Raw genomic sequence first — 16,255 nt, 5'->3', positions numbered from 1 at the left:
GGCATACGTGTGCAGTAACAAAAAAGCCCTTGATCAAGGGCTTTTTTGTTACTCTGCCGGAGCGGCCACTTCGGCCACTGGCCGAAGATTTCGCTGTTCTTCTTCCGTATAGGGGAAAATATCCAGAATCTTCGTCAGGTTAACGTCCGTAATTTCGAACGGATCGAGGGCCGTGCGAAGCCCCTCTTCTACGCGATCATACGCCTGTTTAACGGTTTCGGCATTGACCAGCATCACGCTCGGCGACTTCTTTTCCTTACCTGTCTTCAGGTCTTCTATTGTGAAAACCGCCTTTACTTTGTACCAGGTTTCGCCCCCGTCCTCAATATGAAACACATCGGCCAGTTTCATCCGATTGATATTGGTGATTTCGAAGTCGGGCGTATTAGCCGCGATGTTCTGATACAGTCGCGTTTCGGCATCCGTATACGACACGGCGTCGATCAGGTAAGCTTCCGTAACGGTCTTTTGCTTGATAAATTCTTCGTTTCGCGTCCCAACGTTCGAGTCATCGATAGGTTGCTGATAGCGAATTTTTCCGAGAAACCAGTTTGGCATTTTTTGCTTGATTTGTCTAATAAGAAAACAAAAATAAGACCATAAACGTGCAATTAATAATTAATATTACTTACAGAATAACTATCTGATATACTGAGTATTACATATAAAAAATAACGACTGGATTCCCGCCCGCAAACAGGCAGAAATCCAGTCGTTTTGAACCGTATTGTCAACTTAATTCTTCAACACCTTCAGTGTTCGCTGCTCCGTCGACGTATTGACCCGCAATAGATACATACCCGCCGGGCGGCCCAGTGGTACGGTAACTCGCTCAACCGTTCCGACCTGATGTACACTCGCCTGCCCGACAACCTGACCGCGGCTGTCCAGCGCCTTGACCTGCACCCGCTGACCGGCCACACCCCGTACCTCCACATCGACGGTTTCTGACGATACAGGGTTGCCCAGCACCCGTACCGACAGCGTCTCGGCCCGTTCGGCCATCCGGCGTGCACCACCAGCACAACCACTTAACCAGTTGTAAGAGAAGCTGGCTTCACCAGGTGAGCCAGCCTGCTGGGCCTTCAGCACAATCGTGGGGTTGTCGGTATAAAGTCGGATGGAGTACGGTCCCGGCGAGGTAGTGGGCAGCATCTCATTAACAACCGAAAAGCTGACAGGCTGGCCATTTAGTCCGCTGTACTGAGGGGTAAACGTCAGCCTGCGCTCACCAGCCGATAGACTTTCGCAGCCGTTAAGGGTCACTCCGGTGATCGCAAAACCCGATGGCGGATTGGTCGAACCCGGATTAACCGTCAGCGTGAACTGCGTACTGACCGACAAGCTGCCCGGATCGGTGGCCGTTACCGTAACTGTTGATACACCCGGCGCACCCGGTGTTCCGCTGATTGTATTCGGTGAGACAAAGTTGAGCCCGGCCGGTAAGCCGGTCACCGACAGCGTCAGCGCGTCGCCATTGGGATCACTGAACGTATTGGCCGGTAGTATGAACGAAAAAGGCTGACCAACCTGGCCCGATTGCGCCCCGATGCTAGTCGCCACAACGGGCGCAACGTTACCCGGCCCCGGCTCACTACCGTTACAGGCCGCCAGCCAGTTGTACGTAAAACCAACCTCGCCCGGTACACCATCCTGCCGCGCCCTCAGCTGGATGGATGGATTATCGGTATAAAGGTTTATGGTATACGGACCAGGATTTGTGGTAGGCAGCGACTCATTGACCACCCGGAACGTAATGGGTCGGCCAGACTGGCCGGTGTATTGTGGCGTAAACGTCAACGCACGCAGGCCGGGCGATACCTCATTACAGCTGTTCAGCGTAACGCCGGTGATTGCAAAATCGGTTGGGGGTTCAGGTTCGTTCGGACCAGTGTACACAATCTTATACAGGGCCCCATCTCCCCGGCTCAGAAAATACAGATTACCATCGGGGCCGGTGGCCATGCTAACCCCGTATGGAGGAATACTGTTGGCAAACGCCGATTGGTCACCTGCCACGTCAATCAGGTTGATGAAGGGCCGGCAGAAATCCTGGTAAAAGTACTTCCCGATGTATACGGCCGGGTAATTGGTTGTGGCAGGATTAAAGAACGTACCACCCGTGATTGAACAGCCAATTTCTACATTATTCGAGTGCGGATACGCATGCACCGGGTTAACGAAGTTCTGGTTAGCACTGGGACCCTCGGCCAGTGGCCAGCCAAAGTTGCGGCCCCCGACCGTAGCGTCATTGATTTCTTCCCAGCTATCCTGCCCCACGTCATTAACGAAAATCCGTCCTGTACCGGGCTGAACGGCAATATTATAGGGGTTACGCAGGCCATACGCCCAGATGCGTCTGGTCACGTCGAGCGGTGCATTCGCAAAGGGATTGTCGGCCGGTATCGATCCGTCCGAATTGATGCGAAGGACTTTGCCCAAGTGATTGGTCAGGGTTTGTGCGCTATCGGGCTTCGAGTTTTCACCAACGCAGATGTACAGCTTTCCGTCGGCGCCAAAAGCAATCCCCCCGCCATTGTGGTTGGCCGCTTCCAGCCGTTCCATATCCAGCAGCACGGTTTCACTGCCAGGCACCACCTGATCGCCATTGGCCTGAGCGGTGAACCGGCTTACTCGGTTGTGGATTGTGCCGACCGATGTTGTGTAGTACAGATAGAGGTATTGGTTAGACGCGAAATTTGGGTCAAACGCAATACCCAGCAAACCACGTTCACCTTCTGAATTGACAGTTAACTGAAGAAAGGGAGTGGGCAGCAGCGTCCCGTTTTTGATAACGCGCAAAGCCCCCGTCTGCTCCGCAACAAACATGCGTCCATCCGGCGCAGGCACCACCACCGTCGGCTGATTGATGCCACTGGCAACCAGTACCTGGCTAAAATTAGCTGGATACGTTTGGGCCTGTGCCCGGTTGGTCGATACCCATAACAGCAATAACTGACTCAGTACGCAGAGAGCAGCGTGGCGGAGCTTCGCAGAGAACAGACCTTTTCTAACGTTGTAGTTATTTTCCATACCTGGTTTTTATAATTAAAAGCATGATTACTTTGTAATAAATATAGATACGTACCTATTTATATCGAAGTTTTTTGTCTATTAATTATTTAATATATAGTTATCCATAGCAAACCTATTGACTTCATAAACATTAAGTGACTATTCCAGGTCTATAAACTAACTGAGCCACCCCCAGTGGGAGTGGCTCAGTGTTTTTTTGAACGCAACCGCTTTATAGAATCAGGCCGCTTCGGCGCAGCATCGCTTTCGGTGATGGTTCACGTCCCCGGAATTTCTTATAGAGCTCCATCGGCTTCTCGGTACCGCCTTTTTCCAGTACGTTTTTGCGGAAGTTATCGGCCACCTCACGGTTGTTCAGGCCGCCTTTTTCCTTGAAGAACTCAAACGCATCAGCATCCAGCACTTCCGACCACTTGTAGCTGTAGTAACCAGCCGAATAGCCACCCGCGAAGATGTGCGAGAAGGCGGGGCTGAAGGCAATCCCCTTCACCGGCGGATACAGATTCACCAGCGAATCGATTTTGCTTTCTACCTCCGTCACCGACTCATTGGTCGGCTGCTGGCTGTGCCAGTACATATCGACCAGACCAAAACGCAACTGACGCAGGTTCGCTACGCCGGCCATGAAGTTCTGGCTGGCGCGGATTTTTTCGATCAGCTCGGCCGGAATCACTTCGCCGGTCTGGTAGTGCTTGGCAAACAGCTTCAGGGCTTCGGGGTCGTAGCACCAGTTTTCCATCACCTGCGACGGTAACTCCACAAAGTCGCGGGTTACGCTCGTCCCGCTCAGGCTCTCGTATTTTCCGTTGGCGAGCATACCGTGCAGGCCATGACCGAACTCGTGGAAGAGCGTGGTCACTTCGCCAAAGGTCAGCAGCGAGGGCTTGGTGTCGGTCGGCCGCGTAAAGTTGCAGACATTCACGATGTGCGGACGGATGTTAACGCCGTTCTCGACCTTCTGGCCCTGAACGTCGTTCATCCAGGCACCGGCCCGCTTGCCCGGGCGCGGGAAGTAGTCGCCGTAGAACACGGCCAGGAACTTACCGTCTTTGTCAAATACTTCGTAGGCCTTCACTTCCGGGTTGTATACCGGAATACTCTTGTTTTCTTTGAAAGTCAGGCCGTACAGCTTATTAGCTACGGTGAACACGCCATCCAGTACGTTCTCCAGCTTGAAGTACGGCTTCAGCATCTCGTCATCGAGCGAATACTTCTCTTTCTTCAGCTTTTCGGCGTAATAGCTGTTGTCCCACTGCTCCAGTTTGTCGCCCTGGAAACCGTGCGCTTTGGCGTAGGTGGTCAGTTCAGCGTATTGCTTTTCGGCCGCCGGGCGTGCATACGACACCAGTTCGGTCAGGAAGCTCTGCACTTTGTCCTTTGAACCGGCCATGCTTTCCTCCAGTACGAAGTCGGCGTGGGTTTTGTAGCCCAGCAGGTTAGCCCGCTCATAACGCAGATTCACGATCTTCTTGATGATCTCCTGGTTATCGTTCTTATTGCCCTGAAAGCCCCGTGAGTTATAGGCCAGGAACAGTTTCTTCCGCAGTTCGCGGTTGTCGGCGTACTGCATGAACGGTCCGTAGCTCGGCGCCTGAAGGGTGAATACCCAGCCTTCCTTGCCTTTCTGCTTGGCCGTAGCCTTAGCCGCTTCGCGGGCAAACTCCGGCAGCCCGGCGAGGTCTTTCTCGTCGGTTACTTCCATTGTGAACTCATTGGTTTCGTTCAGGACGTTTTCGCCGAACTGCAGCGAGAGCTGGGCCAGTTCCTTGTCGATAGCCCGCAGCCGTTCTTTTCCTTTTTCGTCCAGATTAGCACCGTTCCGGGCAAACCGCTTGTAGGTTTTTTCCAGCAACATTTTGCTTTCTGTATCCAGTTTTAGGGAGGCCCGCTGGTCGTATACCGCTTTCACCCGCTTGAACAACTTCTCGTTCAGGGTTACGTCGTTGCCGAATTCGGTCAGCAGGGGCGACGCTTCCCGAACAATTTTCTGAAGATCGGGGGTAGTTTCAGCGCTGTTCAGGTTAAACAGCACCGAGGCTACCTTACCCAGCAGATCGCCACTCCGTTCGAGGGCCACGATCGTGTTATCAAAGGTTGGCTTGGCCGTGTTGTTGACGATCGCGTCGACGTCCTTACGGCCCTGTACCAGTCCTTCCTTGAGGGCAGGCAGGTAGTATTCGTTCTTTACTTTGTCGAACGGAGCCGTCTGGTGAGGTGTCGTGTACGGCTGTAAAAAAGGATTCTCGTTCATTTTCGCTTTATCTGGCGAAGGCTGGGCATAGGCGGCCTGAACCAGCGCTGCCACTGCCGAAGCTGTCAAGATGATTTGTCGAAATGATAACATACGATTTTGTTAAATCAGTTTCCCAGAAAATTACGAAACAATGACAAATCATACAACCCTTATTTGCACGAATGGCCTATGACAGGGATAAGTGGAGCCTAAAAAACAGGCGCGAACCCACTGAATGCCTTGCAGTTGCAGCAGCATCCGGTCAGTTCGCGCCCGTGAGGCCTATCTCAGCAGCCGGCTAAGCAGCGCCGGCTTTGTCTAGTACGTATTTTTATTTTCGTGATCGCCGAAACGCGGTTTGACCGTACGTTTCAGAGGGATTTCCATGCCACCGGTACGTTCGAGCCAGTCGTAAATCTGACCGGCCATTTCCTTGATGGTAGTCTGGTGCTGCGGGTCTTTGATGAGATTATTCATCTCGTTCGGGTCCTTTTCCAGATCGAAAAACTCGTTGGTATCCCAGATGCCGTGGTAACGAACGTATTTGTAGCGATCGGTACGGACGGCGTGGACCGTGGGCGTATGCGGAAAATCATACTCCCAGTAATACTCGTAGAAAATCTTATCCCGCCAGTCCGGCACCGACTGCCCCTGCAACAGGGGCATGATGGAGCGTCCCACCATCTGCGGGGCTTTCTGCAGCCCGGCCAGTTCCAGAATGGTCGGTGCTACGTCCACGTTCTGAATCATCTGCGGCACGGTGGTGCCGGCTTTGATCAGCGCCGGACAACGTACCAGAAACGGCACCCGCATGGATTCTTCGTAGGCGGTCCGCTTATCGATCAGGCCGTGTTCGCCGAACATGAAGCCGTTGTCGCCCATGTAGATTACCAGCGTATTGTCGGCCAGGCCGTTATCATCGAGGTATTTCAACACCCGGCCAATACTGGTATCCATGCTCCGCAGGGTTTCACAGTAGTCGCGCACGAACGAATCGAACGTAGTGGAGCCGTGGTAGAGGTAATCAACGCCGTGCCAGCTGTAACGCTGCCGCCTGACCCAGTGCGGTACCCCGCTTTCTTTGGTTTCCGGATTCTGGTTGCGCGGATCGGTCTGATAAAACGAGGCCGGGTACTGTATCGGCGACTGGGCAAACCGGTTCCGGTCCGTACGCGAAGGCTGGAACTGGTGGTGTACCGATTTGTGCGACAGGTACATAAAAAAGGGCTTGTCTTTATCGCGTCGATTCAGAAAATTCAGCGCATAGTCGGTTAGTACATCGGCGATGTAGGCACTGTCGCGGTGTTCGACCTGTTTGCCATCTACGTTCAGGACGGGGTTATAGTACACGCCCTGCCCCCGAAAACTCACCCAGTGATTGAACCCTTTCCGGGGCCGGTCGTCTTCATCGCCCATGTGCCACTTGCCCAGGAAGGCTGTCTGGTAACCAGCCTGCTGCAAATACTGCGGAAAATACGTCAGCGTGGGCGGCTCGGGGGCTACGTTATCAACCACTGTATGCTGGTGCGAAAACATACCTGTCAGAATGCTGGCCCGGCTGGGCGAACACAGGGCGGTTGTCACGAACGCCTTCGGGCAATGCGCTCCTTCGCGCCGGATACGATCCAGATTCGGCGTTTCCAGCCAGGGCGCAATAGCCGGTTTCATGAAGCTCATGAAGTCGTACCGGTGATCGTCCGACAGGATAAAAATAACGTTGCGGGGTCGGGCCACGCTTGGTCGGGCCGCGTTCGGTCGGGCCACGCTTGGTCGGGCCAGTTTGGGCAGCGGTTTCGGCGCTGGCTGGTTCTGTTGCGCCCAGCTCCCCACCGCAAAGGAGAGTAAAAGAGAAAGAAGACAATACCGAATCATAAGCAGGCTAATCAGGTAAACACAATGGCAGCCAATTGCACGCTGGCTATCACCTCACCATAAGGCACCAGCAGGCGAATACTCCTCATTCCCGTCGCGTAGCACGCCGGTACCTGCGCCGTTCTGCGCTGGATCCCACTACGTTCTGCGCTGGATTCCTTCGCTCTTTTTATAATCTGCCGGCGAAACACCCATGTGTTTTTTAAAAAGCCGTGAGAAATAAAACGGATCATCGATACCCAACTGCGACGCGACCTCATTAATGCGCAGGTCACCGAAGTGCAACAGCTGGCAGGCCCGCTGAATTCGCAGGTGGTTAAAATATTCAATGGGTGCGTAGCCGGTATCCTGCTTGAATTTTCGGGAGAAAAACGAAACCGACAGATGGGCCGACTGAGCAATATTATCCAGCGTAATAGTTTGTGACAGGTGCTCCTGCATATACAGGATAGCCTTGTCGGTGGGCGACATAACGGATGTACCAAGTTCGGGCTGGAAGTTTTCGGGCAGCACGAACGAGGCCAGGAAATACGGCAGCGTGAGGTTAGCAAACAGCAGATTCGAGGTGCTGTATCCTTTCAGAAACGTATCGAACATTCGGTCGAACAACGCGATCCGTTCTTCAGAATACGGTACCCGAAACGCGTGGGGCGTACTACTACGCTCGTCCATGACCGTGTTCATCACCTGCTGGCAGTGCGTACCGCTGAAATGAAACCAGTGGATTGTCCAGGGGTTGTCGGCATCTGCGCCGTAGGAATGCGGAGTAGCCGGCGCAATAGCAAACACCTCTCCGGCCGTCAGTAAGACCCGGTGATTGGGTAGCTGAATCCATCCCTGCCCGTCGGTACAGTACAGCAAAATTACCTGCGAGATACCGGTGGGGCGCTGGTAATAATGGTACCGGGCTTTTGGATAGAATCCCATGCGGGTAATAAACAGACTGTTGATCAACGGCATAGTGCGGCACCGCTCCAGCGCATCCCGGGGAATTTCAATAATTCGCTCCCCGGCAAATCCCCGGCTTTTTCGCGTTACGCTATTCATCGCCTGCTACATCCTGCTTTTCGGCTGAAAGGTAAAATAATCCATGTTTATGCCAAAATACTTCATCTGCCGATTCTTCGAAAAACCGAATTTTGAGAGTGTATAATGCAATACCAAAACTCCTTAAACCATAGCTGTTTACGCTACAGATCATGCGGCTTCTCTGTACGATACTTCTTCTGACGGCACTCGGCCGGTATGTGGTGGCAGCCGTTCCTGCGCCGACTTCCCCACCCTTTGCCAGATGGACAACCACCGAACTGGTCCTTTCCAACGGACTCGTTCAGCGCACGATCAAACTGCCGGCTTCCGATGGCCGCTTTTTAACTACTCAGTACAAACCGGTTGATGGAGAATTCAACTATTTCATCAAAACGAATCCTGACTTTCAGTTTGAGCTGAACGGCAAGCCGTATACAGGTTCAGGGGATTGGAAGCTGGTAGCTGTTCAAAAAATTACCGATGCAAAACAGGGCGACGGAGCGGCTGTCACGCTGCAGAGTAAAGACGGCACCGTCGAACTGACCGTAAACTTCTTATTGTATCCCAACCTGCCGGTTATTCGGAAAAGCCTGACCGTCAAGAATCTGGATAACGAACCTGTACGCCTGGAGTCGGTCGATGTGGAGAAGTTTATTGTAACCCCGTATAAGGCCACTACGTTTAGCTGGATTTGCCACGACTACGGCCGGAGACGTTCCATTGGACCTTATGATGGTAACATGCAGGATGCGTTGCTGACGGTTCACAACAGTGATTGGCAACAGGGCATTGTGATTGGTAACGAAGCCGCCGGTGTAGTCAAACATACTTCTGTATTCTGGAATGAACCAGCCATTCTGAGCGGATTGACGCACAAAGAAGCCAGATTTCCTTTTCGGAAATACATTGGCAAAGGCGAGTCATTTACAACACCGCAGGTTTTCACCATCGTTTACAACAACCACAAAGACCCAGACGAAATTCTTAATACCGCCGTGCCGGATTTCGTCCGGAAACATCTGGGAACACGACTGTCGGAACTGGACCAAAAGCCCACCTTCGTTTATAATACGTGGGTACCTTTTCGTCAGAACATCGACGAAAAACTGGTCATGGAACTGGCCAAAGCGGCCGCCGATGCCGGTATGAAAGAATTCGTGATTGACGATGGCTGGGCGGACAATTACGGCGACTGGGTCATCGACAGGAAGAAGTTTCCCAATGGGCTGAAGCCCGTTTTCGATTACATCAAATCGCTGGGCATGAAGCCGGGGATGTGGGTAAGCGTGGGCAGCGCTTCGCCCGACAGCAAAGTGTACAAAGCGCACCCGGAATGGTTCGTACTGGACGAACAGCAACAGCCTACCAATCTGCACGAAGATGCGGCTAACATGCGGACGGCCTGCTTTGGCACCGGCTGGCGGGGGTACATTAAGGACGTACTGCTCAAACTGGCGCTCGACTACGGCCTTGAATACCTGAAGCTCGATTTTACGGTGGTCACCAGCACGTACCGGTTCGGCAACAAAGTAACGGGCTGCTATGCTACTAATCACAAAGGGCACAACGATCACCACGAGTCACTGTATACTAACTACGAAGAGGTCTGGGCGCTTTTTGATGAGTTGCACGCTGCCAAGCCGAACCTGTTCATCGACTGCACGTTCGAGACGATGGGCGGCTTGCAGCTGATCGATTACGCCATGCTGAAACACGCCGAAGGCAACTGGTTATCCAACTTCAACGGTCCGGATGCCAAAGTCGATCTACGCGTCAGGAACATGGCCTGGTGGCGGTCCCCGGCTATTCCGGCTACCGCGCTGGTCATTGGCAATCCGGAGATGCAGGATACCGGCTGGGACATGCACATCAAGTCGCTGGCGGGCGCTCTGCCCATCATGCTGGGCGATCCCCGGAAGTTATCGGCGGCTGATCTGAAAAAATACCGGGCCTACGCCGATTGGCTCCAGTTGATGGAAAACAAGCACCAGATCATGAGTTACCGGCAGGATCTGGCCGGATTTGGGGAGCCGATGGAAGGCATGTGGGATGGCTTCCAGCGCATCAACACCGACGCCAAAAGCGGAGGCATGGTGGGCGTTTTCCGGCACGGCGCGGTCGAAAAGACACGTCAGGTGATCATCAACTACCTGGAGCCTAAACGAACGTACCAGATTAAAACAACGACCGGGAAGGTGGTAGCCACGCTTACCGGCGAAGCCTTGCAGACCACCGGATTTCCCGTAACGCTGACGGCTCCGTACTCCGGTGAACTCTTTGAAGTTACGGATACGCTACTGACTACAAATACGAAATAAAACGCTAAACGTCAATTATCATGACCAATCAACCACTGACCCCGGAACAAATCCAGCAGTATCGCCAGGATGGTTATCTGATCATCAAGAATTTTCTGAGTTCAGACGAAGTTGAGAAACTGTATCAGGTGGCAATCGAAGACAGTGCTGTCAGTAAACATGCCATCAACGTCAACGACAGCACCGGCAAACGAAGCAAACTATCGCTCTGGTACAAACCCGGCGATGATGTGTACGGTCTGCTCACCCGCAGCCAGCAACTCGTGGAGTCGGTGGACAAGCTGCTCGACAACCCGGATTCGACGCCGTCCGTCGCTACGGTCTGCCACTTTCACTCCAAGCTGATGCAGAAAGAGCCGCGGGTCGGCGGGGCCTGGGAATGGCACCAGGATTACGGCTACTGGTACAAGAACGAGTTTTTGCTGCCCGACCAGATGATGTCCGTCATGGTGGCGATTACCGACGCTAATCAGGAAAACGGCTGTTTGCAGGTCATCAAAGGCTCGCACAAGATGGGGCGCGTTGAGCACGGCTTCGCGGGCGAACAGGTTGGCGCGTCGCAGCGGTACGTTGACCTGGCTCTGAAAACAATGGAGCACGTATTCGTGGAACTCAAGGCGGGCGACGTCCTCTTTTTCCACAGCAACATCCTGCACCGCTCGGAAGCCAACCTGTCGGACAAGCCGCGCTGGTCGATGATTTCGTGCTACAACCGCCAGGCCAACATTGGCTACAACGATTCAGCTTCGTCGATGTCGAGCATCACGCCCATTGACGTGGTCCCCAACGAAGCGCTGCTGACCTGGAACGCAGCCGGTTTAGTAGAAGAAGGCGCTGACTTTCTCAGCAAAGAAGCCGACGTATCCCTGAAGTAAGCCAGTCAATTCGTGGTTATTCGCTGTCCCAGTAAGTGTTCCCTGGCCGTTTATTGTCCCTATGGTGAACAGGACACGAATGACAAGGCATACGTACAACTAACCAACCCCTCAACCAATGGCAGTTATCATCCAGGCCCAGTCCGATGTCAGCACCGCGCAGGTGTCCGTCAACCGACGATACGTTTACCTGATCAGTGCGATTGCGGCATTGGGTGGCGTTTTGTTTGGCTTTGATCTGGTCATCATTTCGGGTACGGTCCCGTTTTTTACCCGGCACTTTGCCCTTGATGAGTTCCAGACGGGCTGGGCCGTGGGCTGCATCAACCTGGGCGCGGCCATCGGGGCGTTACTGGGCGGCAAACTTAGCGACTCGCTGGGGCGGAAGAAACTCCTGATGCTGTGCGCGCTGCTGTTTGCCCTGACGGGCGCCGGTACGGGCTGGGCCGGAAGCTTTGTGTCGTTCATCGCGTTTCGGATGCTGAGTGGCGTAGCGGTTGGAGCCGCTGCACTGGTCTGCCCCATGTACGTTGCCGAGATTTCACCGGCTCCCATGCGCGGTCGGATGGTGTCGTTTTACCAGTTATCGATTGTGATTGGCATCCTGCTGGCCTACCTGTCCAACTACCTGCTGCTGAACACCGGCGACAACAACTGGCGGTGGATGTTTTCGTCGCAGTCGGTGCCGTCGCTGCTGTTTTTTATTGGCCTGTTCTTCGTCGCCGAAAGTCCGCGCTGGCTGATTCGCAAGCAGCGAAACGAAGAGGCCGAAACCGTACTGAACCGGATTGGTGGCCGGGCCTATGCGCAGAGCGAAGCGAGGCAGATCGAGACCAGCTTTTCGCGGGAAGCCCGCGAGTCGGTTAGTGACTTGTTCAGAAAGGATTTATGGCCAATCGTTTTCATTGGCATTGTGGTGGCCGTGTTTTCGCAGGCCGTCGGGCAGAATTCGCTGTTTTCCTACGCGCCGGAACTGTTCAGTCAGGCCGGTATGGCGCAGGATTCGGCCTTTCTGCAATCCATCATCATCGGGGTTATCAACTTCATTTTCACCTTCGTAGCCATCGGTACGATTGACAGAACGGGACGCAAAAAGCTGTTGCAGTACGGCTCAGCACTGCTTTGTCTGGATGCGCTGGCACTGGCAGGCGCTTTTTACTGGCAGCTGCCCGGTGCCTGGGTACTGCTGTTCGTACTGGCCTTCATCGCCATTTATTCGGCTACGCTGGGGCCGGTTACCTGGGTGGCTTTGTCGGAGATTTTTCCGAATCGTATCCGGGGCAACGCCATGGCGCTGGCTACGCTGGCGTTATGGATTACCAACTTCTTCACCACAGCTTCGTTTCCGGTCATGAAGGAGTATCTGGGTCTACCCACTACGTTCGGCATTCATGCGGTGCTGTGTTTCATCTACTTCCTGTTCGTCCGGGTGCGTATCCCCGAAACAAAAGGTAAGTCGTTAGAGGAAATTGAGCACGAGTTGACCCGTTTGGGCTGATTAACAGGTACCAGACTGGTATGTTGCGGCAGAAGCCGTTTTCGAGCATCGAACAAGTTCACATTGCACACCGCTTCTCCGTTCAGAAAGGTCGGGCATCCAGCGAAACGGCCACTTACTAACAGGTATAGATCAGGCATTGTACGGAACCCGTGACGCCAATGTTCATTGGCCTGATGGACTGTTATGTTTTTGGCTGAACATGGCTTATTTTGGCCCATGTATGACTGATAAGCATCATGAGCGTGTAACCTTCAAAGGGTTTGTGAATCAGTTCATGGCCATCACCATGGATAAATTTGCGTTTTCGGCAAACAGCATCCAAATTTATCCGCTGTCGATGGCTCCGGCGGGTGTAATAACCCCAAGCCCCTTATTCAGGGCCGAGTACAACTTTTTACTGCTCATAACCGAAGGCGGGGGCAAACAACAGATCGACAATACCCTTTTTGACTTGTACCCGAACGATATCCTCTTCATCCGGGAGGGCCACCTGAATGCCATCCACTCTATTGAGGCAAACACAGACGGGTACTTCATTTACATGGAAAGTCGGCTACTACCCCAGCTTTTTGCCGACAGCAACTTGCTTCACCGGTTTACATTTCATCCAAAGCACTCGGTTTCCGGCGCCGATCTGGAATGGTTAGGCAACTGCTGTGAGCTGCTTCTCAACCAACAGAACACCAGCCCCCATGCTGAAGCAATCAGGGTGGTTCTTCTCCGGGCTATATGGCTGAAATTGGCGGAAGCATCGGCCGCAGCCCGCTCCAGACCAGACCGGCCATCCGAAATAACCATGCTGTTCAAAGAGCGGTTGTATGAACATTTTTCGACAAACAGGGACGTAGCGTTCTACGCCGATTCACTGGCCGTTTCGGAGAATTATCTCAACCGGTGCGTTAACCGGGCTACGAATAAACCCCCAAAACAGCACATCAACGAAATGGTGATCATTCATAGCAAGTTGCTACTACAGGATCGCTCAAAAGACATTGCCCAGGTTGCCTTTGCCCTTAATTTTTCGGACCCATCCTATTTCGGTCGGTTTTTTAAGCAGCTGACCGGTCAGACACCTTCCGAGTATAGAAACACCCTCACGCAAGATTTGTCCGGGTACAGGCATGATTTCTGACAACGGCGGGTCAGTAGTCTTCTCCACCTTTGCAGCGTTATTTACCGACAAAGGTTTTTATCCCTGCAATCAACTTTATGCTTCGCTGTATGACGCCAATCTTTCTTTCAGGCTTTCTCGCATTGATGCTGTCGGCAGCCCGCCCCACGCTTCAGCAACCGTCGTTATTGATTGAGATTACCAATGTTCAGCCCAACCGTGGAAAAATTGTGGTTGAACTTTATAAGGACAAGGCAGACTGGCTCAAAACGCCGTTTCGTAAACTTACGCTACCTGCTGACAAATCTACAAAAACCGCTTCTTTCACTGTTCCGCCCGGACAGTATGCTGTTTCTATTTATCAGGACAAAAACGAAAACGGAACGTTAGACCAGAACTTTCTGAATATCCCGAAAGAACCAATCGGATTTGGCAACAATTATCGACCCTTCGGAAAACCTAAGTTCGAGTCTTCGGTGATTCGGTATAACCCCGGCTCAAAACCAGAGGCCATCAACCTGTTTGAAGCACTATAATCCGAAAAAAATGAGTACTAAATGGAGCCTACAACAGGTAAAGCCGAAGCCCGGGCGGGTTGCCATTGTTACCGGTGCCAACAGCGGTATAGGCTACGAAGTCGCTCTGGGATTGGCTAAAAAGGATATAGAAGTCATTTTGGCCTGCCGCAATGGGCAGAAAGCGGATGAAGCCCGGGCTAAAATCATCGACGAATATGCCAAAGCCAGAGTTAATTGCCTGCTGCTCGACACAAGCAGCCTCCGCAGCGTCGAAGATTTTGCTGCTCAGTTTAGTACTAAGCATCAAACGCTGGACCTGCTCATCAACAATGCCGGAATCATGATGTCGCCCTACGAGGTTACTGAAGATGGCTTCGAGAATCAACTGGCAACGAATTATCTGGGCCATTTTGCCCTTACGGGTCGATTGCTGCCGCTGATGACCCGCATCCCTGGCTCCCGGATTGTCACACTAAGCAGTTTGTCGTACAAATGGGCAGAGATTCAGTTTGGCGATTTTCATGCGGAGAAGGGCTACAGCCGCACTAAAGCGTATGGGCAAAGCAAGCGGGCCTGCCTGATGTTTGCCTTCGAACTACAACACCGGTTGTCGGATGCTGGCTACGACACCCGCTCAGTAGCCGCCCATCCGGGTCTTTCCAAAACGAATCTGGATCAGTATTTCCCGGCGCTCATTCGGCCGCTGGGCAATCTTTTTTTACAGCCGGCCCAGCAGGGCGCGTTGTCGGTGCTATATGCTGCATTGGATACCGCCATCAACGGCGGTGAGTTTGTTGGTCCCGACGGATTTCAGCAGATGCGAGGTTATCCGGTTGTAGTCGACTCCGACGAATACTCTAAAAACCGGGAGCTGGCAAAACGCCTGTGGACAGCCAGTGAATTCATGACGCGCGTTCACTTCCTCAATTGACTATAAGTTTAAACCGACTTAAGCTTAATTGCTTTCACTGACCTATTCTTCGTAGGGTGCGTATCCCCGAAACAAAAGGTAAGTCGTTGGAGGAAATAGAAAAAGAGCTTACAATTAAACGTTGACCTATATACGTAAAGACCAATGGGACCAGAGAGAACCCTGATCCCATTGGTCTTTATGCGCTGCCTTAGTACCGCCGGCCGTAGTAGGGTCCGCGGTCGTAGCCCCGGCCCCGGCGTTCGTAGGGACGTAGCCGCTCGACTACGACGGCCCGCTGGTTCGGCGTTAGGACCGCCATCATGTCGTAGAATCGACGGCGCTGCATATCCCGAAACGCGTCGCGCTGGCGCGGGTCGCGGAGATTGAACCGCTGATTGTCGTAGCTTTCGTGGATTCGGCGCAATTGACGCTCCTGCCGACGGGATAAATTCAGGTTGCGGTCCCACCAGTCGAGGTGCTCTTCAAAGTGTTCGTCACTGAAATCGTAATTGTATTCCTGACGGCCATAACCCGGTTGTTGAGGATAGGGGTTATTATAAGTCGGGCGCTGTGGGCTGGGATAGTCGTAGCGTTGAGCAGTGGCTGCCCCGGCGGTGAGCAGCCCAATTGCTGCCACCGCCATCATCATGACTCGTTTCATGGGATCGGAATTGTTTTCAGGTTGTATTTGTCCCTTTGAACAGCCGCCCTTGAAATGGTTTAAATACCTCTCCGAATTTTTCTAAAATTTTTCAACCTTATCAATTGTCGGATGTCAAACCTGCCTAGGCATACTGGAAGGCGATAAAAACAAGACGATTTTTCCGTTCCTCATGTCGCGGCCGGACT

General features: G+C 52.9%; 12 protein-coding genes. 6 read left to right on the top strand and 6 right to left on the bottom strand.

The annotated features are described in order from the left end of the window. Positions 1 to 48: 48 nt before the first annotated feature. The 5 genes from DYU11_RS07100 to DYU11_RS07080 form a co-directional block, all read right to left on the bottom strand. The gene (locus tag DYU11_RS07100) at positions 49 to 558 is read right to left on the bottom strand and encodes a DUF4494 domain-containing protein (RefSeq protein ID WP_119666964.1); all 510 of its coding nucleotides are present in this window, start codon (positions 556 to 558) and stop codon (positions 49 to 51) included. A gap of 177 nt (positions 559 to 735) precedes the next feature. Beyond that, entirely contained in the window at positions 736 to 3,033 is a 2,298-nt protein-coding gene (locus DYU11_RS07095; protein WP_119666963.1) for a PQQ-dependent sugar dehydrogenase, read from the bottom strand. A 214-nt stretch (positions 3,034 to 3,247) separates the two neighbouring features. Next, positions 3,248 to 5,287, bottom strand: a complete 2,040-nt coding sequence (locus tag DYU11_RS07090; protein ID WP_119667489.1) for a M3 family metallopeptidase — start codon at positions 5,285 to 5,287, stop codon at positions 3,248 to 3,250. 300 nt (positions 5,288 to 5,587) lie between these two features. Next, positions 5,588 to 7,141, bottom strand: coding sequence for a sulfatase family protein (locus tag DYU11_RS07085; RefSeq protein WP_119666962.1), 1,554 nt, complete (start codon positions 7,139 to 7,141; stop codon positions 5,588 to 5,590). A gap of 138 nt (positions 7,142 to 7,279) precedes the next feature. Next, positions 7,280 to 8,188, bottom strand: a complete 909-nt coding sequence (locus DYU11_RS07080) for an AraC family transcriptional regulator (RefSeq protein ID WP_119666961.1) — start codon at positions 8,186 to 8,188, stop codon at positions 7,280 to 7,282. Positions 8,189 to 8,340: 152 nt separating this feature from the next. Here DYU11_RS07080 and DYU11_RS07075 point away from each other — a divergent pair, with 152 nt between their 5' ends. The 6 genes from DYU11_RS07075 to DYU11_RS07050 all read left to right on the top strand — a co-directional run bounded on the left by DYU11_RS07075 (position 8,341) and on the right by DYU11_RS07050 (position 15,424). Beyond that, a complete protein-coding gene (locus tag DYU11_RS07075; RefSeq protein ID WP_119666960.1) occupies positions 8,341 to 10,488 on the top strand; it encodes a glycoside hydrolase family 36 protein in 2,148 nt (715 codons plus the stop codon). A 20-nt stretch (positions 10,489 to 10,508) separates the two neighbouring features. Next, positions 10,509 to 11,363, top strand: coding sequence for a phytanoyl-CoA dioxygenase family protein (locus DYU11_RS07070; protein ID WP_119666959.1), 855 nt, complete (start codon positions 10,509 to 10,511; stop codon positions 11,361 to 11,363). A 118-nt stretch (positions 11,364 to 11,481) separates the two neighbouring features. After that, positions 11,482 to 12,861: a sugar porter family MFS transporter gene (locus DYU11_RS07065; RefSeq protein WP_119666958.1), complete on the top strand. Its 1,380-nt coding sequence runs from the start codon at positions 11,482 to 11,484 to the stop codon at positions 12,859 to 12,861. Between the two features lie 223 nt (positions 12,862 to 13,084). Continuing rightward, positions 13,085 to 13,996 carry an AraC family transcriptional regulator gene (locus DYU11_RS07060; protein WP_119666957.1) on the top strand — a complete coding sequence of 304 codons (912 nt, stop codon included), beginning with the start codon at positions 13,085 to 13,087 and terminating at the stop codon, positions 13,994 to 13,996. An 89-nt stretch (positions 13,997 to 14,085) separates the two neighbouring features. Continuing rightward, a complete protein-coding gene (locus tag DYU11_RS07055) occupies positions 14,086 to 14,511 on the top strand; it encodes a DUF2141 domain-containing protein (protein ID WP_158600229.1) in 426 nt (141 codons plus the stop codon). A 10-nt stretch (positions 14,512 to 14,521) separates the two neighbouring features. Further along, positions 14,522 to 15,424 carry an oxidoreductase gene (locus DYU11_RS07050; RefSeq protein ID WP_119666955.1) on the top strand — a complete coding sequence of 301 codons (903 nt, stop codon included), beginning with the start codon at positions 14,522 to 14,524 and terminating at the stop codon, positions 15,422 to 15,424. A gap of 190 nt (positions 15,425 to 15,614) precedes the next feature. Here DYU11_RS07050 and DYU11_RS07045 read toward each other — a convergent pair whose 3' ends face one another. Next, positions 15,615 to 16,067 (bottom strand): hypothetical protein, encoded by a 453-nt coding sequence (locus DYU11_RS07045; protein ID WP_119666954.1) that lies wholly within the window; start codon positions 16,065 to 16,067, stop codon positions 15,615 to 15,617. Positions 16,068 to 16,255 lie beyond the last annotated feature (188 nt).

It is taken from the genome of Fibrisoma montanum (assembly GCF_003583365.1).
Taxonomy (GTDB): domain Bacteria; phylum Bacteroidota; class Bacteroidia; order Cytophagales; family Spirosomataceae; genus Fibrisoma; species Fibrisoma montanum.
The sequence above is the reverse complement of the archived record's forward strand: the minus strand, read 5'-3'. Positions and strand labels throughout refer to the sequence as shown.

Bases quoted from the DNA above. Each gene is read 5' to 3' on its own strand.
- DYU11_RS07100 (WP_119666964.1), bottom strand. From the start codon at position 558: ATGCCAAACTGGTTTCTCGGAAAAATTCGCTATCAGCAACCTATCGAT.
- DYU11_RS07095 (WP_119666963.1), bottom strand. From the start codon at position 3,033: ATGGAAAATAACTACAACGTTAGAAAAGGTCTGTTCTCTGCGAAGCTC.
- DYU11_RS07090 (WP_119667489.1), bottom strand. From the start codon at position 5,287: ATGAACGAGAATCCTTTTTTACAGCCGTACACGACACCTCACCAGACG.
- DYU11_RS07085 (WP_119666962.1), bottom strand. From the start codon at position 7,141: ATGATTCGGTATTGTCTTCTTTCTCTTTTACTCTCCTTTGCGGTGGGG.
- DYU11_RS07080 (WP_119666961.1), bottom strand. From the start codon at position 8,188: ATGAATAGCGTAACGCGAAAAAGCCGGGGATTTGCCGGGGAGCGAATT.
- DYU11_RS07075 (WP_119666960.1), top strand. From the start codon at position 8,341: ATGCGGCTTCTCTGTACGATACTTCTTCTGACGGCACTCGGCCGGTAT.
- DYU11_RS07070 (WP_119666959.1), top strand. From the start codon at position 10,509: ATGACCAATCAACCACTGACCCCGGAACAAATCCAGCAGTATCGCCAG.
- DYU11_RS07065 (WP_119666958.1), top strand. From the start codon at position 11,482: ATGGCAGTTATCATCCAGGCCCAGTCCGATGTCAGCACCGCGCAGGTG.
- DYU11_RS07060 (WP_119666957.1), top strand. From the start codon at position 13,085: ATGACTGATAAGCATCATGAGCGTGTAACCTTCAAAGGGTTTGTGAAT.
- DYU11_RS07055 (WP_158600229.1), top strand. From the start codon at position 14,086: ATGACGCCAATCTTTCTTTCAGGCTTTCTCGCATTGATGCTGTCGGCA.
- DYU11_RS07050 (WP_119666955.1), top strand. From the start codon at position 14,522: ATGAGTACTAAATGGAGCCTACAACAGGTAAAGCCGAAGCCCGGGCGG.
- DYU11_RS07045 (WP_119666954.1), bottom strand. From the start codon at position 16,067: ATGAAACGAGTCATGATGATGGCGGTGGCAGCAATTGGGCTGCTCACC.